Origin of the sequence: Phaeovulum molybdatiresistens, assembly GCF_023544865.1 — a bacterium.
GTDB lineage: Bacteria > Pseudomonadota > Alphaproteobacteria > Rhodobacterales > Rhodobacteraceae > Pontitalea.
Map to the genome: position 1 here is coordinate 1 of NZ_JAMJFX010000024.1, position 16,825 is coordinate 16,825.

The window sequence follows — 16,825 nt, forward strand, 5'->3', positions numbered from 1 at the left end:
CGCTGCCTGAAAAAAACGAACCTTCAGATGCCCGGAGCGCACCGCCAGGGAATTTCCACAGCATTCGCGACACGACCTCACGTTCCGCGTGATGGCACTGGATACCGGCACGCTATACGGCGACCTGACGCCGGAAAGCCGCGCCAATGGCGTGCCTGTGGTGGCGCGCCGGCCCGCAGGGCGCGATCAGATCGACGTCGCGGACCCGGGCGCTGCCCACGCCTGAAACACGTCGCGGCCGGACTCTTCGGCGATCACCACCTGCCCGAAGCCCGCCTCGGCAAGAAGCCGCGCCCAGGTGTCACGCGAAAAGATGCCAAGCACCATACGGTCATGAACGACGCGCCGGGTGCCATCGGCTTCGCGCAGCAGATAGACAAAATCGCTTTCATAGGTGGTTCTGCGGATCATCGGCTGCGTCCATTCCAGATAGCGCATCCCGCGTTCCGGACCGTCGATCCCGCCCATCGAGGCACCAGGCACGAAGCGCTCGACCGTCCAGTCCGGGCAGAACAGCGCCACCCCGCCCGGCGTCAGATGGGCGCAAGCCGTGCGCATCGTTGCCAGCAGATCGGCCTCTGTCGTCATGTGGCTGATCGCGTCGAAGACCAGAACGGCATCGAAGGTCTCATCCAGGCGCAGACTGCGCATGTCGCCGGTCAGGTGGCGACAGTCGGGATTCAGGCGGCGGCTACCGTCCAGCATGCGCAGCGACAGGTCGACCAGCGTCATGTCGAACCGGGTTTCCAGATGCGATGCCAGATGCCCGCCGCCCGCACCCAGTTGCAGAAGCCTTGGCCGCCCCGCCGCGCCGGCGGACAGAAGCCGCGCCACCGGCACGGACCCGGCCTCATATTCCGCGGGCGGCGACATGAGCGGCCACCAGTCTGCAAGATCATCATAAAGTCGCATGCGCCAGTATTGCGTCAACAGGCCGCGATTGTGCACGCTCGACTATCCCCGGCCCGGGCGCGCGGCAAGGATGCCGATCAATAGCAGATCCGAGACCGCGGGTCAGCGCGCCAGCCGGAAATAGGCGGCCTCGAAATTGTTTTCCATGCCCGCGCCACCGCAGAAGGCCATCGAACCGTTTGATGTGCCCGAAACCGTGCCACCGGCCACAAAGGCCGCGCCCTGAATGCCGTCGGCATTGGCGGTGAAGGCGATGTCCTTCGCGGCAATCATCTGGCCGCCATACATCTGCAAGTCAGACGGAATGTCGATGCCGCCGTAGGTGACGATCTGCGCACCACCGCCGGGGGCACAATTATCATTGCGCCCCACCTGTAGCCCCGAGGCCGCATAGACCGATTTGGCACCTGTGTTCCGCGTGACGATCACCACATCCTCAAGCCGTGCGCCGGCGCCGAATTTCAGGTCGCAATCGGTCACGATCACCAGTTCCGATAGCAGGGTGCCCGCCTCGATATTCGCGCCGGAATTCTTGCAAAGCACGCGGTGAACCCGGCCTTTCTGGAACATGGTCTGGTCAAAGTTGCCGTTGTTGGACGATACATCGATGACGATGTCCGAGGTGATGTAGTCGGGCATATAGGCCGAGCCCATGCTTTGGACACCGTTGTAGATGGCGTCGATGCGATCAAGGATCTTCAGCGGATAGACCCCGTCACGCAGCGCATATTGCAGGCCATCATTCGATTCAAAACCGGACTTGGGCAGTTCGATGTCCCGAGTGTCGGGCATGGACACGACGGTCCCCTGTTCAAACAGGTTGTTGCTGTTCACCGAGACATGGCCATTTGAATGCAGGCAGAACCCGGATTCATAGATGTTGTTGCTTTGCACATCGACCAGAACGTCGCCGACCATACCCTCGCGAAGGCAGGTCGGATAGTAGGTTTCGAACACCGACGGGGCCAGGACATCCCAGCTGTTCATCCCGACCAGACGCAACAGAAAGACGGTGACGGAATTCTGCCGCTCTTCCAGTTGGGCGGTGCGCACCAGAACGGCCTGGCGCGACCCGGGCGCGGGTTCGAACAGATCGGCATCGCGGTCCCAGCGGCCAAAGACGATGTCTTCGGGCAAAAGCGCCTCGCCGAAGGATTCGGGGGGCATGTTGCGCGTCACAAGTTCGATCGCGGCGGCCTTTGCCTCATCCTCGGGCAAAAGCTCTCGTTTGTAGAGCGCGGCATGGGCCGCGGAATCCGCTGTGATTTGCAGGCGCGTGCGCGCGGCAACCGCATTCGAGAAATCGATCGCAAGACCACCGACCATCAGGATGGCCAGCAGCAAAAACAGGCTGAGCGCGGTAACCACGCCGTCTTCCCTAGCGAAACGGGCGCAAAGGTTACGCATCATCATGGCCCCTCAGATCTCTTGCAGGTGGCTTGCGCGCACCGTGACATTCAGCGACCGGAAGGCACCGACAACGCCCAGCCCATCAAGATCGCGCGCGGGGATCGTCACCTCGGATGTGATGTAGCCGGCCTCGACGCTGGTATTGATCGTGGCGGATTGGCCAAGGTTGCCAAGGGCACGCTGAATGAATTCGTTTACCTCAAGCTGGTTGGTCAACCGGCCAACCGAGACATTGCGGTTCGCATCCTGCACGACGCGCAGCACGCGGCTCTGGTTGAAGAAGATGAAGGAAATGTCTGCTATGGCGGCAAAAAGGAACAGCAGGAACGGAACCCACAGCACCGCCTCGACGGATACCGCGCCGCTATCGGCGCGCGAGAACCGTCGCAACACATGCAGGATCGACGGCTGTCTGACCTTTGCGATCGCGTCCACTGGCATGTTTCCCTCTCTGGCGGCAGTCTGGATTTATTGTCGAATAACAGGAACCTAACAAAACGATCGAAACTGATACTTGTCACATCGATAAACAACGCCGCAAATCTGGCGGGATTACGGCCTCAACGTGGTAAACTTGGGGGAAACGCCTGAACTTTGGCACAAATTGGGCCTGACCGGCCCGTGTGACGCAGGCTTTCGTTGCAGGGCGTGGCTGGGGGCCTTCGGGCACTGGCGAATCGGGGCGATGGCATCGTCGACTTCACCGCATCGGCCCTCGCAAGGATGCCATTTGCGCCATTCCGCGCGGGTTCGCCGCTGCGACTACTGCCGGACATTCCGATAAGTTACCGCTGCCACAGGAGCTGACTGGCAGCGGCGCGCGGTCTGGTCAACCGCGACGTCCTTAAGGAAACCGACGGACGCCAAACCATCGGAGCCAGTCAGCGTGCGGGTGCTCCTTCCCCGTTGACCTGTCAAGCGCCTCGCGCCCTCGGGTGCGAGGCGCTTGCGTGGAGGGGAAGCGCGGCCACTATGACAGCGCCATAACGGGGGGCGCAGGCGCACGTCAGCACCCCCAAGGGGTGGCATGAGCAGCTGTAATTTCATGGGAAAATGGTACCGCCTGCCCGGCTCGAACGGGCGACCCCCAGATCCACAATCTGGTGCTCTAACCAACTGAGCTAAGGCGGCACTGCGCGCGGATTTAGCCCCTGTCGCCCGCGATTGCAAGAGCACTTTTGCCACGCTCGGGGATCACCCATGCACTTGCCCGCCGGGCGCCAAGCGGGTAACCCGAAAGAACGGGCGATTTCGTCCGCCAAGCGGAGGCGTGATCATGGGCATCAACAAGGAAAGCGAAATCGCGGCGAATCTTCAGATCGGCCCGACCTCGCTGGGGATGGTGCGAATCTATGTTGAAGGCGAAGGCGTAGACCTGCCGCTGGACTTCGACCCGGAAGAGGCCGAGGAAATCGCCGAGGAACTGCTGGCTGCGGCCGAGGCCGCGCGTGAGATGGGCAAGCCCAAAAAGGGCAAGTGATCACTCGGGCAGCAGCGGCACACCAGGATCGCGCAGCGCCTGCAGGCGGATCGCGGCGTGGCGGGCGAATTTCTGCGTGACCACCTTGCGCCGGGCACCTGCCAGCGGCACCGCGGGCGCCATACGCACCAGTTCGGCCCCATAGCGATCGGCCAGGATCAGGCCGGTATCTTCGGGCAACAGATCGACGGGGAAATCGGCATCAACCGCCCAGAAAAAGCGATCCGCCCATTCCAGATAGCCCTGCCATTTGCGATCCGAAGTGAAATCGACGCGGCTGGATTTGCATTCGACGATCCAGATTTCGCCTTTCGGGCCCAGCCCCATCACATCGACACGCAGACCGGGGCGGGGCACCAGTTCCTCAACCGTGACAAAGCCAAGCGTGCGCAGGTGCCTGCAGACACCGCGTGCGAGCCATTGTCCGGGCATGAGATCCTGGGCCATGGCGACCTTATGAACGAAGCAGGAACATCTGTCCAGATCCCCTTGCCGATCACGCCGCGCGCCCCTATGTCATGCGGTGGCGGGTTTCTGCTCGGCGCGTGCAAGGCCCTTTTCCAGTGGCCGATAAGCATTTCCGAGGGGGCTGGCTCTGCCGGGATCGTGGTCCCGGTATCTGGTTCCCACCTGATCTAGTCAGGCTCTCGGGAAATTCACGCCTTCACGGCTGCTGCGGTTCCCGCCACCGCAAAAAGCCGCAGGTTCGCCTGCGGCTTTTGAATTTTCAGGATCGTGCACAGCCCGCGGGCCTAGCGCTTGCGGATCGCCTTTGCGGCCACCGGCACCCGCGCCGGTTCCAGCACGGGAATTGCGTCGCGGCGGCCACCCTGGCCCCCATCCTCGGGTTCTGCCAGGCGCATGACGGCGATACCGAACTGGACGCCGGAAAACACCACCGTGTTGAACACCACCAGCAGCCCCAGCGCAATATAGCCCACATCCGAGGCCGAGATCAGATGCCACAGGTTCGCGACATTAAACCAAAGCAAAAGCCCGACAAAGACCACCGACAGGGCAAAGCCGGCAAAGACGTTGCGGATGTAAAGGCGCACCAGTTCAGGCATGACGACTCTCCCTTTGCTGAACCCAATGTAGCGCATCTGCCGGGGTTTCAAACCACCAAGCTGTCTCAGCCCCGGGGCGGGCGGCGAAAACTGGCGCATGACGGCGGGGTTGCGCGATCAGAATGCCTCGGGGCGGAATTCGCGGGCCATGTGGTCCAGCACGGCATTGACGAATTTCGGCTCTTTTCCGTCGGGGAAGAAGGCCCGCGCCACATCGACGAATTCGGTGATCACCACCTTGGGCGGGGTCGCGGGGTTCTGCAGTTCGGCCCCCGCGGCACGAAACAGCGCGCGCAGAACCGGGTCGATCCGGTCGATCGGCCATTTCGCCACCAGTGCACGATCGGTCGCCTGGTCGATCCTGCCCTGCCACATCACCGCGTCATCCAGCAGGCGACGGAACAGGTCGGGGTCGCCCTCGGCCAGTTCATCCTCATCATAGACGGCGCCGAAACGGTGGGTTTCGAATTCCCGGCGCACCCGTTCGGCCCCCTGCCCCGAGGCTTCCATCTGAAACAGCGCCTGCACGGCATAAAGCCGGGCCGCGGATTTGCGCTGCCGCTTTTCCTCGGGCGTCAGCTTGCGCGGCTTTTCGGGGCCAGCATTTTCGGGGCCAGCATTTTCGGGGGCGGTGTCGGTCATGCGCGGGTCGGTCCTTTTGCGTCACCGGCGATGCGCATCGACTCAGCCGCGGGGCGGAATCCGATGCCTTTCGTCCGGCCCGCCCATTTGCGCGACAACGCGACAAGATGCAAGGCCGCCGCGGCGGCACCGCCGCCCTTGTTCTGACCGGCGGGATCGGCGCGCACCTCGGCCTGGGGGCGGTTTTCAACGGTCAGGATGCCGTTGCCGATGCAGACGCCTTCCAGCCCCATCAACGCGATCGCGCGCGAACTGTCGTTGCAGACGGTGTCGTAATGCGTGGTCTCGCCCCGGATCACGCAGCCAAGGGCCACGAAGCCGTCGTAATCGGCCATCCGCGCGGCCATGGCGATGGCGGTCGGCACCTCAAGCGCGCCGGGCACCTCGACCAGATCGGCCACGGCACCGGCCTGTGCGGCCACGGCGCGCGCGCCGGCCACCAGATTGTCGGCGATGTCCTTGTAATAGGGCGCCACCACGATCAGCAGGCGCACCGGCTTGTCGAACTGCGGCAGCGGCAGGGTGTAATGGGTTTCATGCCCAGCCATGGATCAGTCCTTCCGATAGGGGCGCGTGCCCGTGATTTCCAGCCCATAGCCTTCCAGGCCGACCAGTTTCGGCTGGGCGGAGTTGGTCAGCAGTTCCAGCTTGTGCAGGCCCAGCGCCGACAGGATCTGCGCGCCAAGCCCATATTGGCGCAGCGTCTGCGGCGACGCTTCGCCCTGCGGAACCATTTTCATCGACGTGTCGCGCAGAAGCACCACGACACCGCGCCCTTCCTCGGCGATGGCGCGCATGGCGGCGGGCACGTCGCCCTCTTTCACCGGGTTCAGGCCCAGAACGTCGGTCAGCGGGTCCAGCGCATGCATCCGCACCAGGATCGGGGCGGGATCGGACAGATCGCCCTTGGTCAGCACGATATGTTCGGCGCCCTGGGTTTCATCGGTGAAGATGCGCATCGCCCAGTCGCCACCGTGAACCGAGCGGACCGGCCGATGCGCGGTTTCGTTCACCAGATTGTCATAGCGGCGGCGATAGGCGATCAGGTCGGAAATCGTGCCGATCTTCAGCCCGTGTTTCTGCGCAAAGACCACCAGATCGGGCAGCCGCGCCATGGTGCCGTCCTCGTTCATGATCTCACAGATCACGCCCGAGGGGTTCAGGCCGGCCAGGCGGCTGACATCCACCGCGGCCTCGGTATGGCCCGCACGCACCAGCACCCCGCCTTCGCGCGCGCGCAGCGGGAAGATATGGCCGGGGGTGGCGATATCGGCCGCGCCCTTGGTCGGGTCGATCGCCACGGCCACGGTCAGCGCCCGATCATGGGCGGAAATGCCGGTGGACACACCCTCGCGCGCCTCGATCGACACGGTGAAGGCGGTTTCATGGCGCGAGGAATTGGACGAGGCCATCAGCGGCAGGCCCAGCGCATCCAGCCGCGCACCGGTCAGCGACAGGCAGATCAGCCCGCGCCCGTGCATCGCCATGAAGTTGATCGCATTGGGTGTGCACATCTGCGCCGGGATCACCAGATCGCCTTCATTCTCGCGGTCTTCGTGATCGACAAGGATGAACATCTTGCCGTTGCGCGCATCCTCGATGATCTCTTCGATCGACGAGATCGCGTCGGAATAATCGGTCCGGGGGGCCTCGGCCATGTCACGTCTCCTTTGCGGCCCTGCGGCCGGGTTGGCCTTGCGTTTCGCGCCGGGGGGCGGCCAAGTCAAGGCACAGCTTGTGTGCAAATGTCCGGCGCCTAGCGCAGGGCCCAGTCCTGCAGCCGGGCAACGTAGCGCGCCAGCGTGTCGATTTCCAGGTTCACCCGGTCGCCAACCTGCGCCGTGCCCCAGGTGGTCACCGCCTTGGTATGCGGGATGATGTTCACGCCGAAGTCACAGCCCGACACCTCATTCACCGTCAGCGAGGTGCCGTTCAGCGCGACCGATCCCTTGGGCGCGATATAACCGGCCAGATGTTCGGGCGCGCGAAAGGTGAACCGCGTGCTGTCACCTTCGGTGTGCATCGCCACGATCTCGGCCACGCCATCGACATGGCCCGACACGATATGCCCGCCCAGTTCATCCCCGACCTTCAGCGCGCGTTCCAGGTTCAGCCGCCGCCCCACGGCCCAGCCGCCGATGGTGGTTTTCGCAACCGACTCGGCCGAGATCTGGACGTCGAACCAGTTGCGCGGATCGCCGCCCTTGGCGATCACCGTCAGGCACACGCCATCGCAGGCAATGGACGCGCCGATGTCGATGCCCGTCACGTCATAGCCCGTGCCGATGCGCGCGCGCAGATCGCCCGCCTGTTCCAGTTCCAGGACCTCGCCCAGATCGGTGATGATGCCGGTGAACATGACACTCCCCCTTTTGCGTTGCCTTTGCCTAGCCCGCGATGCCCCACCGTGCAAGGGCCGCGCAAAGGGTGGCACCGCGCACCGCCAGAATCCGCGTGACAGGGCCGGAATTTCCCTTATGCAGGCCGCGTGCGCAATCTGGCGCGGGATGGGTGGCATGGGTAAGCGGTTTTCAGGGCGACGGTTTTTGTTGCTACAGGGTCCGCACGGGCCATTCTTCGATCAGCTGGGCCGGATGCTGCGCGCGGCCGGATGCACGGTCTGGCGTGCGGGGTTCAACCGGGGCGATCAGGCCTTCTGGCGCGACCGCGCGCATTACATCGCCGTGACCGAACCGCCCGAGGCCTGGCCAGCCCGCATCCGCACGATTCTGGCGCAAAAGGCCATCACCGATATCGTGCTGTATGGCGACACCCGACAGGTCCATGCCGAGGCCGTCGCCGCCGCGCGCGCGGCAGGCATTACCGTGCATGTCTTTGAGGAAGGCTATATTCGCCCCTATTGGGTGACCTATGAACGCGACGGATCGAACGGTCATTCGCGCCTGATGCGGATGACCGTAGTCGAGATGCGCGCGGCATTGGCGCAATCGCAGATCGAATTCCCCGATGCGCCGCCGCGCTGGGGCGACCTGCGCCAGCATGTGTTCTACGGCGCGCTCTACCACTTTCTGGTGATGGCCTGGAACCGCGGCTACCCGAATTTCCGCCCGCACCGCGGGGTCAGCGTGGTGCAAGAATTCCGCCTGTATCTGCGCCGGTTGCTGTTGATCCCGGTGCACATGATCGAACGCCATGTCGCAACAACCCGTATCCGCCGCGGTGGCTTTCCCTATCATCTGGTGCTGCTGCAGCTGGAACATGACGCCAGCTTCCGCGCCCATTCGCAATTCGCCTCACAGACCGAATTCGTCGATCTGGTGATGGCGGGCTTTGCCGAAGGCGCCCCACCGCATCACCATCTGGTGTTCAAGGCCCACCCGCTGGAGGACGGACGCGCCCCGATCCGCCGCGCCATCGCCCAGGCCGCCCGGCGCCACGGTGTGCGCGACCGGGTGCATTTCGTGCGCGGCGGCAAACTGGCGGCGCTACTGGCGCAGGCGCGCTCGGCGGTGACGGTTAATTCTACTGCCGCACAACAGGCGCTGTGGCACGGGATTGCGGTCAAGGCACTGGGCCGGGCGGTGTTTGACAAGCCCGAATTTGTCTCATCCCAGCCGCTTGCGGCCTTCTTTGCCGCGCCGGACCGCCCTGACAGCCGCGCCTATCGCGCCTATCGCCATTATCTGCTGGAAACCAGCCAGATCCCCGGCGGGTTCTATTCCGCCCGCGGGCGGCGGACCCTGCTGCGCCAGGTGGTTGACAGGATGCTGGCCAAGGCCGACCCCTATGCCGCGTTGGCACAAACCCAGCGCGTCCCCGCAGCAACAGTTGCGGGCCATGACATGACATGCGATGAACGGACTCGCATTTCAGGGCCCAATCCGTATGGTTATGGGCAGGTTTTGGCCGTTTCCCGCCAAGAGGAGCGCGAGCAGTGATATCGAACCTTTCCCGCAAAGCGCGCGTTGCGGTGCTGATGAGTGTGGTTGCAGCCGTCGCAAGCTGTGGCCTGCCCCGATCCGGCCCCACCCGCGGCGAGATCATCGCAGGCGCCAAGGACCGCAAGGGCAATTCCTTCATCGTCGATGTCACCGATCACGTCGCCGAAGTCACCGCCGTCGAACCGCCGCTGGCATTTTCCCAGGCCTTCCTGAACGCGGGCGTCATCGGGTCGGACACGATCAGCCCCGGTGATGTGCTGGGCCTGACGATCTGGGAAAACGTCGATGACGGGCTTTTGGTCGCCCAGGGCGCAAATGCCACGCAATTGACCGAACTGCAGGTGGATGGATCGGGCTTCATCTTCGTGCCCTATGCCGGACGGATCAAGGCCGCGGGCAACACCCCCGAGGAATTGCGCCGGATCATCACCGAAAAGCTGGACGCCCAGACCCCCGATCCCCAGGTCAGCGTCGTGCGGCTGGCCGGTGATGGGGCCACCGTTTCGCTCATGGGCGCAATTTCGGGCCAGGGCGTCTATCCGATTGAACGGCCCACGCGGACCTTGTCGGCCATGGTGGCCAAGGCGGGCGGCGTCGCGATCAAGCCCGAGGTGGCGCAGATCACCGTCAAGCGCAACGGCTATTCCGGCAAGATCTGGCTGAAGGATCTATATGAAAATCCCCAGATGGATATCGCGCTGCGCCCCGGCGACGTGATTCTGGTCGAAGAGGATACCCGCGCCTTTGTCACGCTGGGCGCGGCCGGTCGGCAGGCGCGCGTGCCGTTTGACACCGAAAACCTGTCCGCGCTGGAAGCGCTGGCCATCGTGGGTGGGCTGAATTCGGGCCTTGCCGATCCCAAGGGCGTGTTCATCTTCCGCGAGGAAAGCGGCGATGTGGCCAATGCCGTGCTGGGCCGCACCGATCTGGTGGGCGAACAGCGGATGATTTACGTGCTGGACCTGACCGAGCCTGATGGCGTCTTTGTCGCGCGCGATTTCCTGATCCGCGACGGCGATACCCTTTACGTCACCGAGGCCCCCTATGTTCAGTGGCAAAAGACCCTGTCCGCGCTGACCGGGCCGCTTGCCACCGCCAACACCGTCGACAACCTGACCAGCAACTGATGCCCCGGCACTCGGGCACTGCGGGGCCGCACGATCCTGACGCCGGGGCCAATCCCCGGCGTCTGTTTGTCTATAATGCCGGATTTCTGCGTCAGGCGCGGCTGCGCGCGATCCTGCAGGCCGCCGGATACAGCCTGCGCCTTGGCCTGCCCCGCCCCGAAGATGCCGTGGCCGTCTGGGGCCGCAGCCCCACCGCCTGGCGCGGTGAGGCGATCGCCCGGCGCCAGGGTGCCGCGCTGATCCGGGTCGAAGATACCTTTCTGCGATCCATCCATCCCGGGCGGCTGGGCAGCGCGCCGCTGGGCTTGCTGATCGACCCTGTGGGCGTGCATTTCGACGCGGCGCAGCCGTCCATGCCGGAACGGATCCTGGCCCGGGACGGGCTGGACGACAATGCCATTTTACAACGTGCCCGTGATGGAATGGCGCGATTGCAGGCGCTGGAATTGTCCAAATACAACAATTTCGATGAAACGCTGGCCCCGCCCGCCCCGGGCTATGTTCTGGTGATCGATCAAACCGCAGACGATGCCGCGATCCGCCATGGCAATGCCAGTGCCGCCACGTTCTGCGAAATGCTGGCCCATGCCCGGATCGATCATCCCGGCGCGCGGATCGTGATCAAGACCCATCCCGAAACCCGGGCCGGATTGCGCGCGGGCTATTTCAGCGCCGCCGATTGCGATGCACGGACCACGCTGCTGACGGCGCCGGTGTCGCCCTGGAAGCTGCTGGAAGGGGCCATCGCGGTCTATACCGTCAGCTCGCAACTGGGGATGGAGGCGATCTTTGCCGGGCACCGACCACGCGTCTTTGGCCAACCCTTCTATGCCGGGTGGGGCCTGACCCAGGATGAAACACCGGTCGCGCGCCGGCAACGCCGGCTGACGCGGGCGCAGCTGTTCGCGGCGGCCTATATCCTGTCGCCAACCTGGTTCGACCCCTGCCGCACCCGCATCTGCAGCTTTGAGGACGCGGTGGACCAGCTGGAGGCAGAGGTCCGCGCCTGGCGCGCCGATCGGTCCGGCTATGTCGCGGGGGGAATGCGCCGTTGGAAACGCCCCACGATCCAACGGTTCTTCGGCGCACACGGCGGCGTCAGCTTCGCCAAGGATGCCAATGCGGTGCAGCGGGCGCAAAAACGTGGGCTGCCGCTGTTGTGGTGGGCAAGCCGGATCAGCCCCGATATCGAACAGGCCGCCGCCACGCAGGCCCTGCCCCTTGTGCGCGTTGAAGATGGGTTTCTGCGTTCTCGCGGGCTTGGCGCGGATCTGGTGCCGGCGCTGTCGCTGGTCGCGGATCGGCAGGGGGCGCATTACGACCCGAACCGCCCTTCGGACCTTGAGGCGCTGATTGCCGAAGCACCACCCCCGGGCGGACGGGCGCGGGCCGAAAAGCTTCTGGCGCGCATCCGAGCCGCGGGTCTGTCGAAATACAATCTGGGCGGCGCGGTTCCGGATCTTCCGGCGGGGCACCGGATCCTTGTGCCCGGGCAGGTCGAGGACGATGCGTCGGTCCGGCTGGGCGGCGGCAAGATTTGCACAAACCTGGCATTACTAGAGGTGGTTCGCGCCGAAAACCCGGATGCAATTGTCCTTTTCAAACCCCATCCGGATGTCGAGGTGGGCCTGCGCCCCGGCGCCGTCGCCCAGGCCTGCGCCCTGCGCTTTGCCGACCGCGTCGTGACGGGGGCAGACCCCGTCGCGCTGATCGAGGCCTGTGACGAGATCTGGACCATGACCTCGCTTCTGGGTTTTGAGGCGCTTTTGCGCGGCAAGCGGGTGACCTGTACGGGGGTGCCGTTTTATGCGGGCTGGGGCCTGACGCGTGACCTGGGGCCAGTGCCCGCGCGCAGACAGGCCCGGCCCGATCTGCTGCAACTGGTGCATGCGGCGCTGATCACCTACCCGCGCTACATTGACCCGATCACCGGCAAGGCCTGCCCGCCCGAAGTTGTGGTTGAACGCCTGTTCAAAGGCGAATTGCCTGCCCGATCCCCCCAAAACAGGCTGATTGCCAAGTTGCAGGGGCTGTTTGCAGGCCAAGCCTGGCTTTGGCGCTAGGCCCGCCGCCAGCGGTGGATCACATCCCCGCCGATAGGTTCGGTGCCGATCAGCGCGAAGCGGGGCGCATCGGCCAGGTGGTGCAGATGCATCGGGCCAAGCGCCGCGCGGGCATCGCCGCCAAGGGCGACACCCGCGGTGAAGCCGATCAGTTCATCGACCAGACCCGCGCGCATCAGGGCCGCGGCGAACACACCGCCGCCTTCGCAAAACACCCGCGTCAACCCCTCGGCGCCAAGGCACTGCATCAGGGCCTGCGGGTCCAGCCCGCCCCCGGCGTTTGGCACCTCCAGCAGGCGCGCCCCGGTCCCCTGCCAGAAGTCGCGCGCCTTTGCCGGTGCGTCAGGGCCATGCATCAACCATAGCGGCGCCTGCGCCACCGAGGCCGCCAACCTGCCCCGCGGCAGATCCAGCTGCGAGCAGACCACCACCCGCACCGGCGCGCGCAATGGCGCAAAGCCGCGCACGGTCAGCAAGGGGTCATCGGCCCGCGCCGTCCCGCCGCCGACCATGACCGCGTCATGGCGGGCGCGCAGGGCATGGACCCGGGCGCGTGCCTCGGGCCCCGTGATCCACTGGCTTTCCCCGCTGGCGGTGGCAATGCGGCCATCAAAACTGCTGGCGAGCTTCAGCGTCAGCATCGGACGGCCCTGCGTCACACGCATCAGAAACCCGGTCTGAAGGGCGCGGGCCTCGGGCTCTAGCACGCCTTCGGTGACTTCGACACCGGCCGCGCGCAGCATGGCATGGCCGCGCCCGGCAACACGCGGGTCGGGATCGGTCTGCGCGGTGACCACGCGGACCACACCCGCCGCAACCAACGCCTCGGCGCAGGGGGGCGTCTGGCCGTGATGGGCACAGGGTTCCAGCGTGACATAGGCCGTGGCCCCGCGCGCCGCATCCCCCGCCTGATCCAGCGCGCGGCGTTCGGCATGGGGCCGGCCGCCCGGCTGGGTCCAGCCCCGCCCCAGGATGCGCCCGTGACGAACGATCACGCAGCCCACGGCCGGGTTGGGCCAGACATTGCCAAGCCCCCGCCCCGCCAGCGACAGGGCCAGCGCCATGAACCGGCGATCAGCCTCGCTCACTCGGCATCGCCCGCGTGCGGGCGCAGTTCAGAGACAAATTTGTCGAAATCATCCGCCGCCTGGAAGTTCTTGTAAACGCTGGCAAAACGCACATAGGCCACGGTGTCGATCCGGGCCAGGGTTTCCATCACGATTTCACCAATCGTCTTGGACGGGATGTCGGTTTCGCCCAGGCTTTCCAGCCGCCGCACGATGCCCGAGATCATCTGATCGATCCGCTCGGGCTCAATCGGGCGCTTCTGCATCGAGATGCGGATCGACCGTTCCAGCTTGTCGCGGTCGAAATCCTCGCGCTTGCCCGAGGATTTGATCACCACCAGATCGCGCAGCTGCACCCGTTCATAGGTGGTGAACCGGCCACCGCAGGCCGGGCAGAACCGCCGCCGCCGGATGGCCACATGGTCTTCGGCCGGGCGACTGTCTTTCACTTGCGTGTCGATATTGCCGCAGAACGGGCAGCGCATGGGCCCTTCCCCTTTTCCTGATACTTCCGCCTCATCATCGGGGATGTGTCCCCCCGTTTGCCACAAGACTATAGGGGCAAGCCGATTCGTTGGGTAGACGGTTTTTCAGGCTACCAGATACGGGGGGCCGGGTGTGGCACGGCGGACTCAGAGATCGCTTAGATCCGGGAAGGGCGGGATCACATGTTCACAGGTGGATTCCGCCGCCGTGGCCAGATAATTGTCGCCCATCGCGCGGATCATCAGCGACAGGTTGCCCTCGCGCGGGGCATTGGCCGCGGCCAGCACCTGGGCATCGGGCCGCAACGTGAACACGACAGATCGCGCGCGCGGCCGCGTTTCGCTGGGCCCTTCGGGGCGAACGACATAGAGCCGCGCATTGTACTGGCCCAGCCGGTTCGCCGCATATTCGCCTGCGGCGCACCAATATTGCATCGGATCAAGGCCCGGGATGCCCACCACCTCGAACTGGCCGGGAACCGCAGGATCGGCCAGCACGGGGTTGCCAAGACTGCCGAAGGCATTGGGCAGCACGTCGGGCAGCGGGCGCGGCCCGGCCGCGCAGCCCGCGACAAGCAGCGCCACCGAAAGCGAAAGGGCAACAACCTTCATGACCTGATCCTCTGTTGCCCCACCGCCGCTTACTGATCGAGGAAGCTGCGCAGCTTGCGCGAGCGGCTGGGGTGTTTAAGCTTGCGCAGCGCCTTCGCCTCGATCTGGCGGATGCGCTCGCGGGTGACGCTGAACTGCTGGCCGACCTCTTCCAGCGTGTGATCGGTGTTCATGCCGATGCCGAAACGCATCCGCAGCACACGTTCTTCGCGGGGCGTCAGGCTGGCCAGAACGCGGGTCGTGGTTTCCTTCAGGTTTTCCTGAATCGCGGAATCCAGCGGCAGGATCGCGTTCTTGTCCTCGATGAAATCGCCCAGCTGGCTGTCTTCCTCGTCCCCGATCGGGGTTTCAAGGCTGATCGGTTCCTTGGCGATCTTCATCACCTTGCGAACCTTTTCCAGCGGCATCTGCAGCTTTTCGGCCAGTTCTTCCGGCGTCGGTTCGCGGCCGATTTCATGCAGCATCTGGCGGCCGGTCCGCACCAGCTTGTTGATCGTTTCGATCATGTGGACGGGGATGCGGATGGTGCGCGCCTGATCCGCGATGGATCGCGTAATCGCCTGCCGAATCCACCAGGTCGCATAGGTGCTGAACTTGTAGCCGCGGCGGTATTCGAACTTGTCGACCGCCTTCATCAGGCCGATGTTGCCTTCCTGGATCAGATCCAGGAACTGCAGCCCGCGGTTGGTGTATTTCTTGGCGATGGAAATCACCAGGCGCAGGTTCGCCTCGACCATTTCCTTCTTGGCCTGGCGGGCCTCTTTCTCGCCCTTCTGCACCTGGTTCACGATGCGGCGGAATTCCTGGATATCGACGCCGACATACTGGCCCACCTGCGCCATTTCCGAACGCAGATCTTCCAGCCGGTCGCGCGATTTTTCCAGAAGCGTCTGCCAGCCCCGGCCCGACTTTTCCGCCATCCGGTCCAGCCAGCTCGGGTCGAGTTCATAGCCACGGTATTCGTCGATGAATTCGCGCCGGTTGATGCGGGCCTGGTCGGCCAGCTTTACCATACCGGAATCGATCGACATGATCTTGCGGTTGATCCCGTAAAGCTGGTCGATCAGCGCCTCGATCCGGTTGTTGTGCAGGTGCAGTTCGTTCACCAGCAGCACGATTTCGGACCGCAGCTTCTGATAGGCGGCCTCTTCCGCAACAGAAAAGGTGCCGTCTTCGTTCAGCGTGGCCGACATCCGCAGATCCTGCATCTCGGCCAGACGCGAATAGTCGCGCGCGATGATCTCCAGCGTCTCAAGCACCTTGGGCTTGAGCGCGGCCTCCATCGCCGCCAGGCTCATGTTTGAGCCTTCGTCGTCATCCTCATCATCATCGGCACGGGCGATCGGGTTGCCATCGGCATCCAGCTCGGGCTCTTCGGTGCCACCGGCGCGACGCGGCGCGGCCTCGACCGACAGGCCATCGACCACTGGCTCATCCAGCTCGCCCTCATCATCCATCGAGCGGCCAAAGGTCGCCTCCAGGTCGATGACGTCGCGCAGAAGGATATCCTCATTCAGAAGTTCGTCGCGCCAGATGGTGATCGCCTGGAAGGTCAGCGGGCTTTCGCACAGGCCCGCGATCATCGTGTTGCGACCGGCTTCGATGCGCTTGGCGATGGCGATCTCGCCCTCGCGCGACAACAGCTCGACCGAGCCCATCTCGCGCAGATACATGCGCACCGGGTCGTCGGTGCGGTCCAGCGTCTCGCTTTGCGTCGTGGCCACCGCCACCTCGCGCGAGGTGGACGCTTCCACCACCGCGCCGCCCTCGGCTTCCTCGCCCTCTTCGCCCTCAATGACGTTGATGCCCATTTCCGACAGCATCGACATCACGTCCTCGATCTGATCGCCCGAAACCTGATCGGGCGGCATCACGGCGTTCAGCTGATCGTAGGTGATGTATCCACGCTCCCGCGCCTCGGCGATCATGCGCTTGACGGCAGCCTGGCTCATGTCGAACGAGGTGTCCTCGGCATCCTGATCTTCGGGCTTGGTATCGTCGATGTCTTTGGCGGCCATGGGCGCTCCTCGGGTCGGTGGTGGCCGGGCTGGCGGTCAG

The 16,825-nt window shown here is 64.6% G+C and carries 17 protein-coding genes, 1 tRNA gene and 1 pseudogene; 5 read left to right on the forward strand and 14 right to left on the reverse strand.

Annotation, left to right across the window (positions count from 1 at the left end):
* The first annotated feature begins 91 nt into the window (after positions 1-91).
* Positions 92-226, forward strand: a complete 135-nt coding sequence (locus tag MXB90_RS17755) for a hypothetical protein (RefSeq protein ID WP_284040852.1) — start codon at positions 92-94, stop codon at positions 224-226.
* On the opposite strand, the gene MXB90_RS14200 is transcribed toward MXB90_RS17755, so the two are convergent.
* From MXB90_RS14200 to MXB90_RS14215, 4 genes are all read right to left on the reverse strand, one after another.
* The gene (locus MXB90_RS14200) at positions 187-912 is read right to left on the reverse strand and encodes a class I SAM-dependent methyltransferase (protein ID WP_250046003.1); all 726 of its coding nucleotides are present in this window, start codon (positions 910-912) and stop codon (positions 187-189) included. The two genes, MXB90_RS17755 and MXB90_RS14200, sit on opposite strands and share 40 nt — an antisense overlap.
* A gap of 102 nt (positions 913-1,014) precedes the next feature.
* Positions 1,015-2,319 carry a Tad domain-containing protein gene (locus MXB90_RS14205; protein ID WP_250046005.1) on the reverse strand — a complete coding sequence of 435 codons (1,305 nt, stop codon included), beginning with the start codon at positions 2,317-2,319 and terminating at the stop codon, positions 1,015-1,017.
* Positions 2,320-2,331: 12 nt separating this feature from the next.
* On the reverse strand, positions 2,332-2,757 hold the full coding sequence (locus MXB90_RS14210; RefSeq protein ID WP_250046006.1) for a TadE/TadG family type IV pilus assembly protein: 426 nt from the start codon (positions 2,755-2,757) through the stop codon (positions 2,332-2,334).
* Positions 2,758-3,376: 619 nt separating this feature from the next.
* Positions 3,377-3,453 (reverse strand) — tRNA-His (locus MXB90_RS14215).
* A 145-nt stretch (positions 3,454-3,598) separates the two neighbouring features.
* Here MXB90_RS14215 and MXB90_RS14220 point away from each other — a divergent pair.
* Positions 3,599-3,802, forward strand: a complete 204-nt coding sequence (locus MXB90_RS14220; RefSeq protein ID WP_250046008.1) for a DUF6324 family protein — start codon at positions 3,599-3,601, stop codon at positions 3,800-3,802.
* On the opposite strand, the gene MXB90_RS14225 is transcribed toward MXB90_RS14220, so the two are convergent.
* From MXB90_RS14225 to MXB90_RS14250, 6 genes are all read right to left on the reverse strand, one after another.
* Positions 3,803-4,249, reverse strand: coding sequence for an MmcB family DNA repair protein (locus MXB90_RS14225; protein WP_250046009.1), 447 nt, complete (start codon positions 4,247-4,249; stop codon positions 3,803-3,805).
* 305 nt (positions 4,250-4,554) lie between these two features.
* Entirely contained in the window at positions 4,555-4,869 is a 315-nt protein-coding gene (locus MXB90_RS14230; protein WP_250046011.1) for a hypothetical protein, read from the reverse strand.
* Between the two features lie 117 nt (positions 4,870-4,986).
* Positions 4,987-5,511 carry a transcription antitermination factor NusB gene (gene nusB / locus MXB90_RS14235; protein ID WP_250046012.1) on the reverse strand — a complete coding sequence of 175 codons (525 nt, stop codon included), beginning with the start codon at positions 5,509-5,511 and terminating at the stop codon, positions 4,987-4,989.
* Positions 5,508-6,059 carry a 6,7-dimethyl-8-ribityllumazine synthase gene (locus tag MXB90_RS14240; protein ID WP_250046014.1) on the reverse strand — a complete coding sequence of 184 codons (552 nt, stop codon included), beginning with the start codon at positions 6,057-6,059 and terminating at the stop codon, positions 5,508-5,510. Before MXB90_RS14240 ends, nusB begins: the two co-directional genes overlap by 4 nt.
* Positions 6,060-6,062: 3 nt before the next feature.
* Positions 6,063-7,169: a 3,4-dihydroxy-2-butanone-4-phosphate synthase gene (gene ribB / locus MXB90_RS14245; protein ID WP_250046016.1), complete on the reverse strand. Its 1,107-nt coding sequence runs from the start codon at positions 7,167-7,169 to the stop codon at positions 6,063-6,065.
* Between the two features lie 98 nt (positions 7,170-7,267).
* Entirely contained in the window at positions 7,268-7,870 is a 603-nt protein-coding gene (locus MXB90_RS14250; protein ID WP_250046018.1) for a riboflavin synthase, read from the reverse strand.
* A gap of 157 nt (positions 7,871-8,027) precedes the next feature.
* On the opposite strand from MXB90_RS14250, the pseudogene MXB90_RS14255 reads away from it, so the two are divergent.
* The 3 genes and pseudogenes from MXB90_RS14255 to MXB90_RS14265 all read left to right on the forward strand — a co-directional run bounded on the left by MXB90_RS14255 (position 8,028) and on the right by MXB90_RS14265 (position 12,603).
* Positions 8,028-9,318, forward strand: a pseudogene (locus MXB90_RS14255) (capsule biosynthesis protein).
* Between the two features lie 130 nt (positions 9,319-9,448).
* On the forward strand, positions 9,449-10,540 hold the full coding sequence (locus MXB90_RS14260) for a polysaccharide biosynthesis/export family protein (protein ID WP_250046019.1): 1,092 nt from the start codon (positions 9,449-9,451) through the stop codon (positions 10,538-10,540).
* Positions 10,540-12,603 carry a capsular polysaccharide biosynthesis protein gene (locus MXB90_RS14265; RefSeq protein WP_250046021.1) on the forward strand — a complete coding sequence of 688 codons (2,064 nt, stop codon included), beginning with the start codon at positions 10,540-10,542 and terminating at the stop codon, positions 12,601-12,603. The genes MXB90_RS14260 and MXB90_RS14265 overlap by 1 nt, the downstream gene beginning before the upstream one ends.
* Here the strand turns inward: MXB90_RS14265 and ribD are convergent.
* The 4 genes from ribD to rpoD all read right to left on the reverse strand — a co-directional run bounded on the left by ribD (position 12,600) and on the right by rpoD (position 16,785).
* On the reverse strand, positions 12,600-13,691 hold the full coding sequence (ribD, locus tag MXB90_RS14270) for a bifunctional diaminohydroxyphosphoribosylaminopyrimidine deaminase/5-amino-6-(5-phosphoribosylamino)uracil reductase RibD (protein WP_250046023.1): 1,092 nt from the start codon (positions 13,689-13,691) through the stop codon (positions 12,600-12,602). The genes MXB90_RS14265 and ribD overlap by 4 nt on opposite strands.
* Positions 13,688-14,155, reverse strand: a complete 468-nt coding sequence (nrdR, locus tag MXB90_RS14275; protein WP_250046024.1) for a transcriptional regulator NrdR — start codon at positions 14,153-14,155, stop codon at positions 13,688-13,690. Before nrdR ends, ribD begins: the two co-directional genes overlap by 4 nt.
* Before the next feature lie 147 nt (positions 14,156-14,302).
* Positions 14,303-14,767, reverse strand: coding sequence for a hypothetical protein (locus MXB90_RS14280; protein ID WP_250046026.1), 465 nt, complete (start codon positions 14,765-14,767; stop codon positions 14,303-14,305).
* Positions 14,768-14,796: 29 nt separating this feature from the next.
* Positions 14,797-16,785, reverse strand: a complete 1,989-nt coding sequence (gene rpoD / locus MXB90_RS14285) for an RNA polymerase sigma factor RpoD (protein ID WP_250046027.1) — start codon at positions 16,783-16,785, stop codon at positions 14,797-14,799.
* Positions 16,786-16,825: the final 40 nt, after the last annotated feature.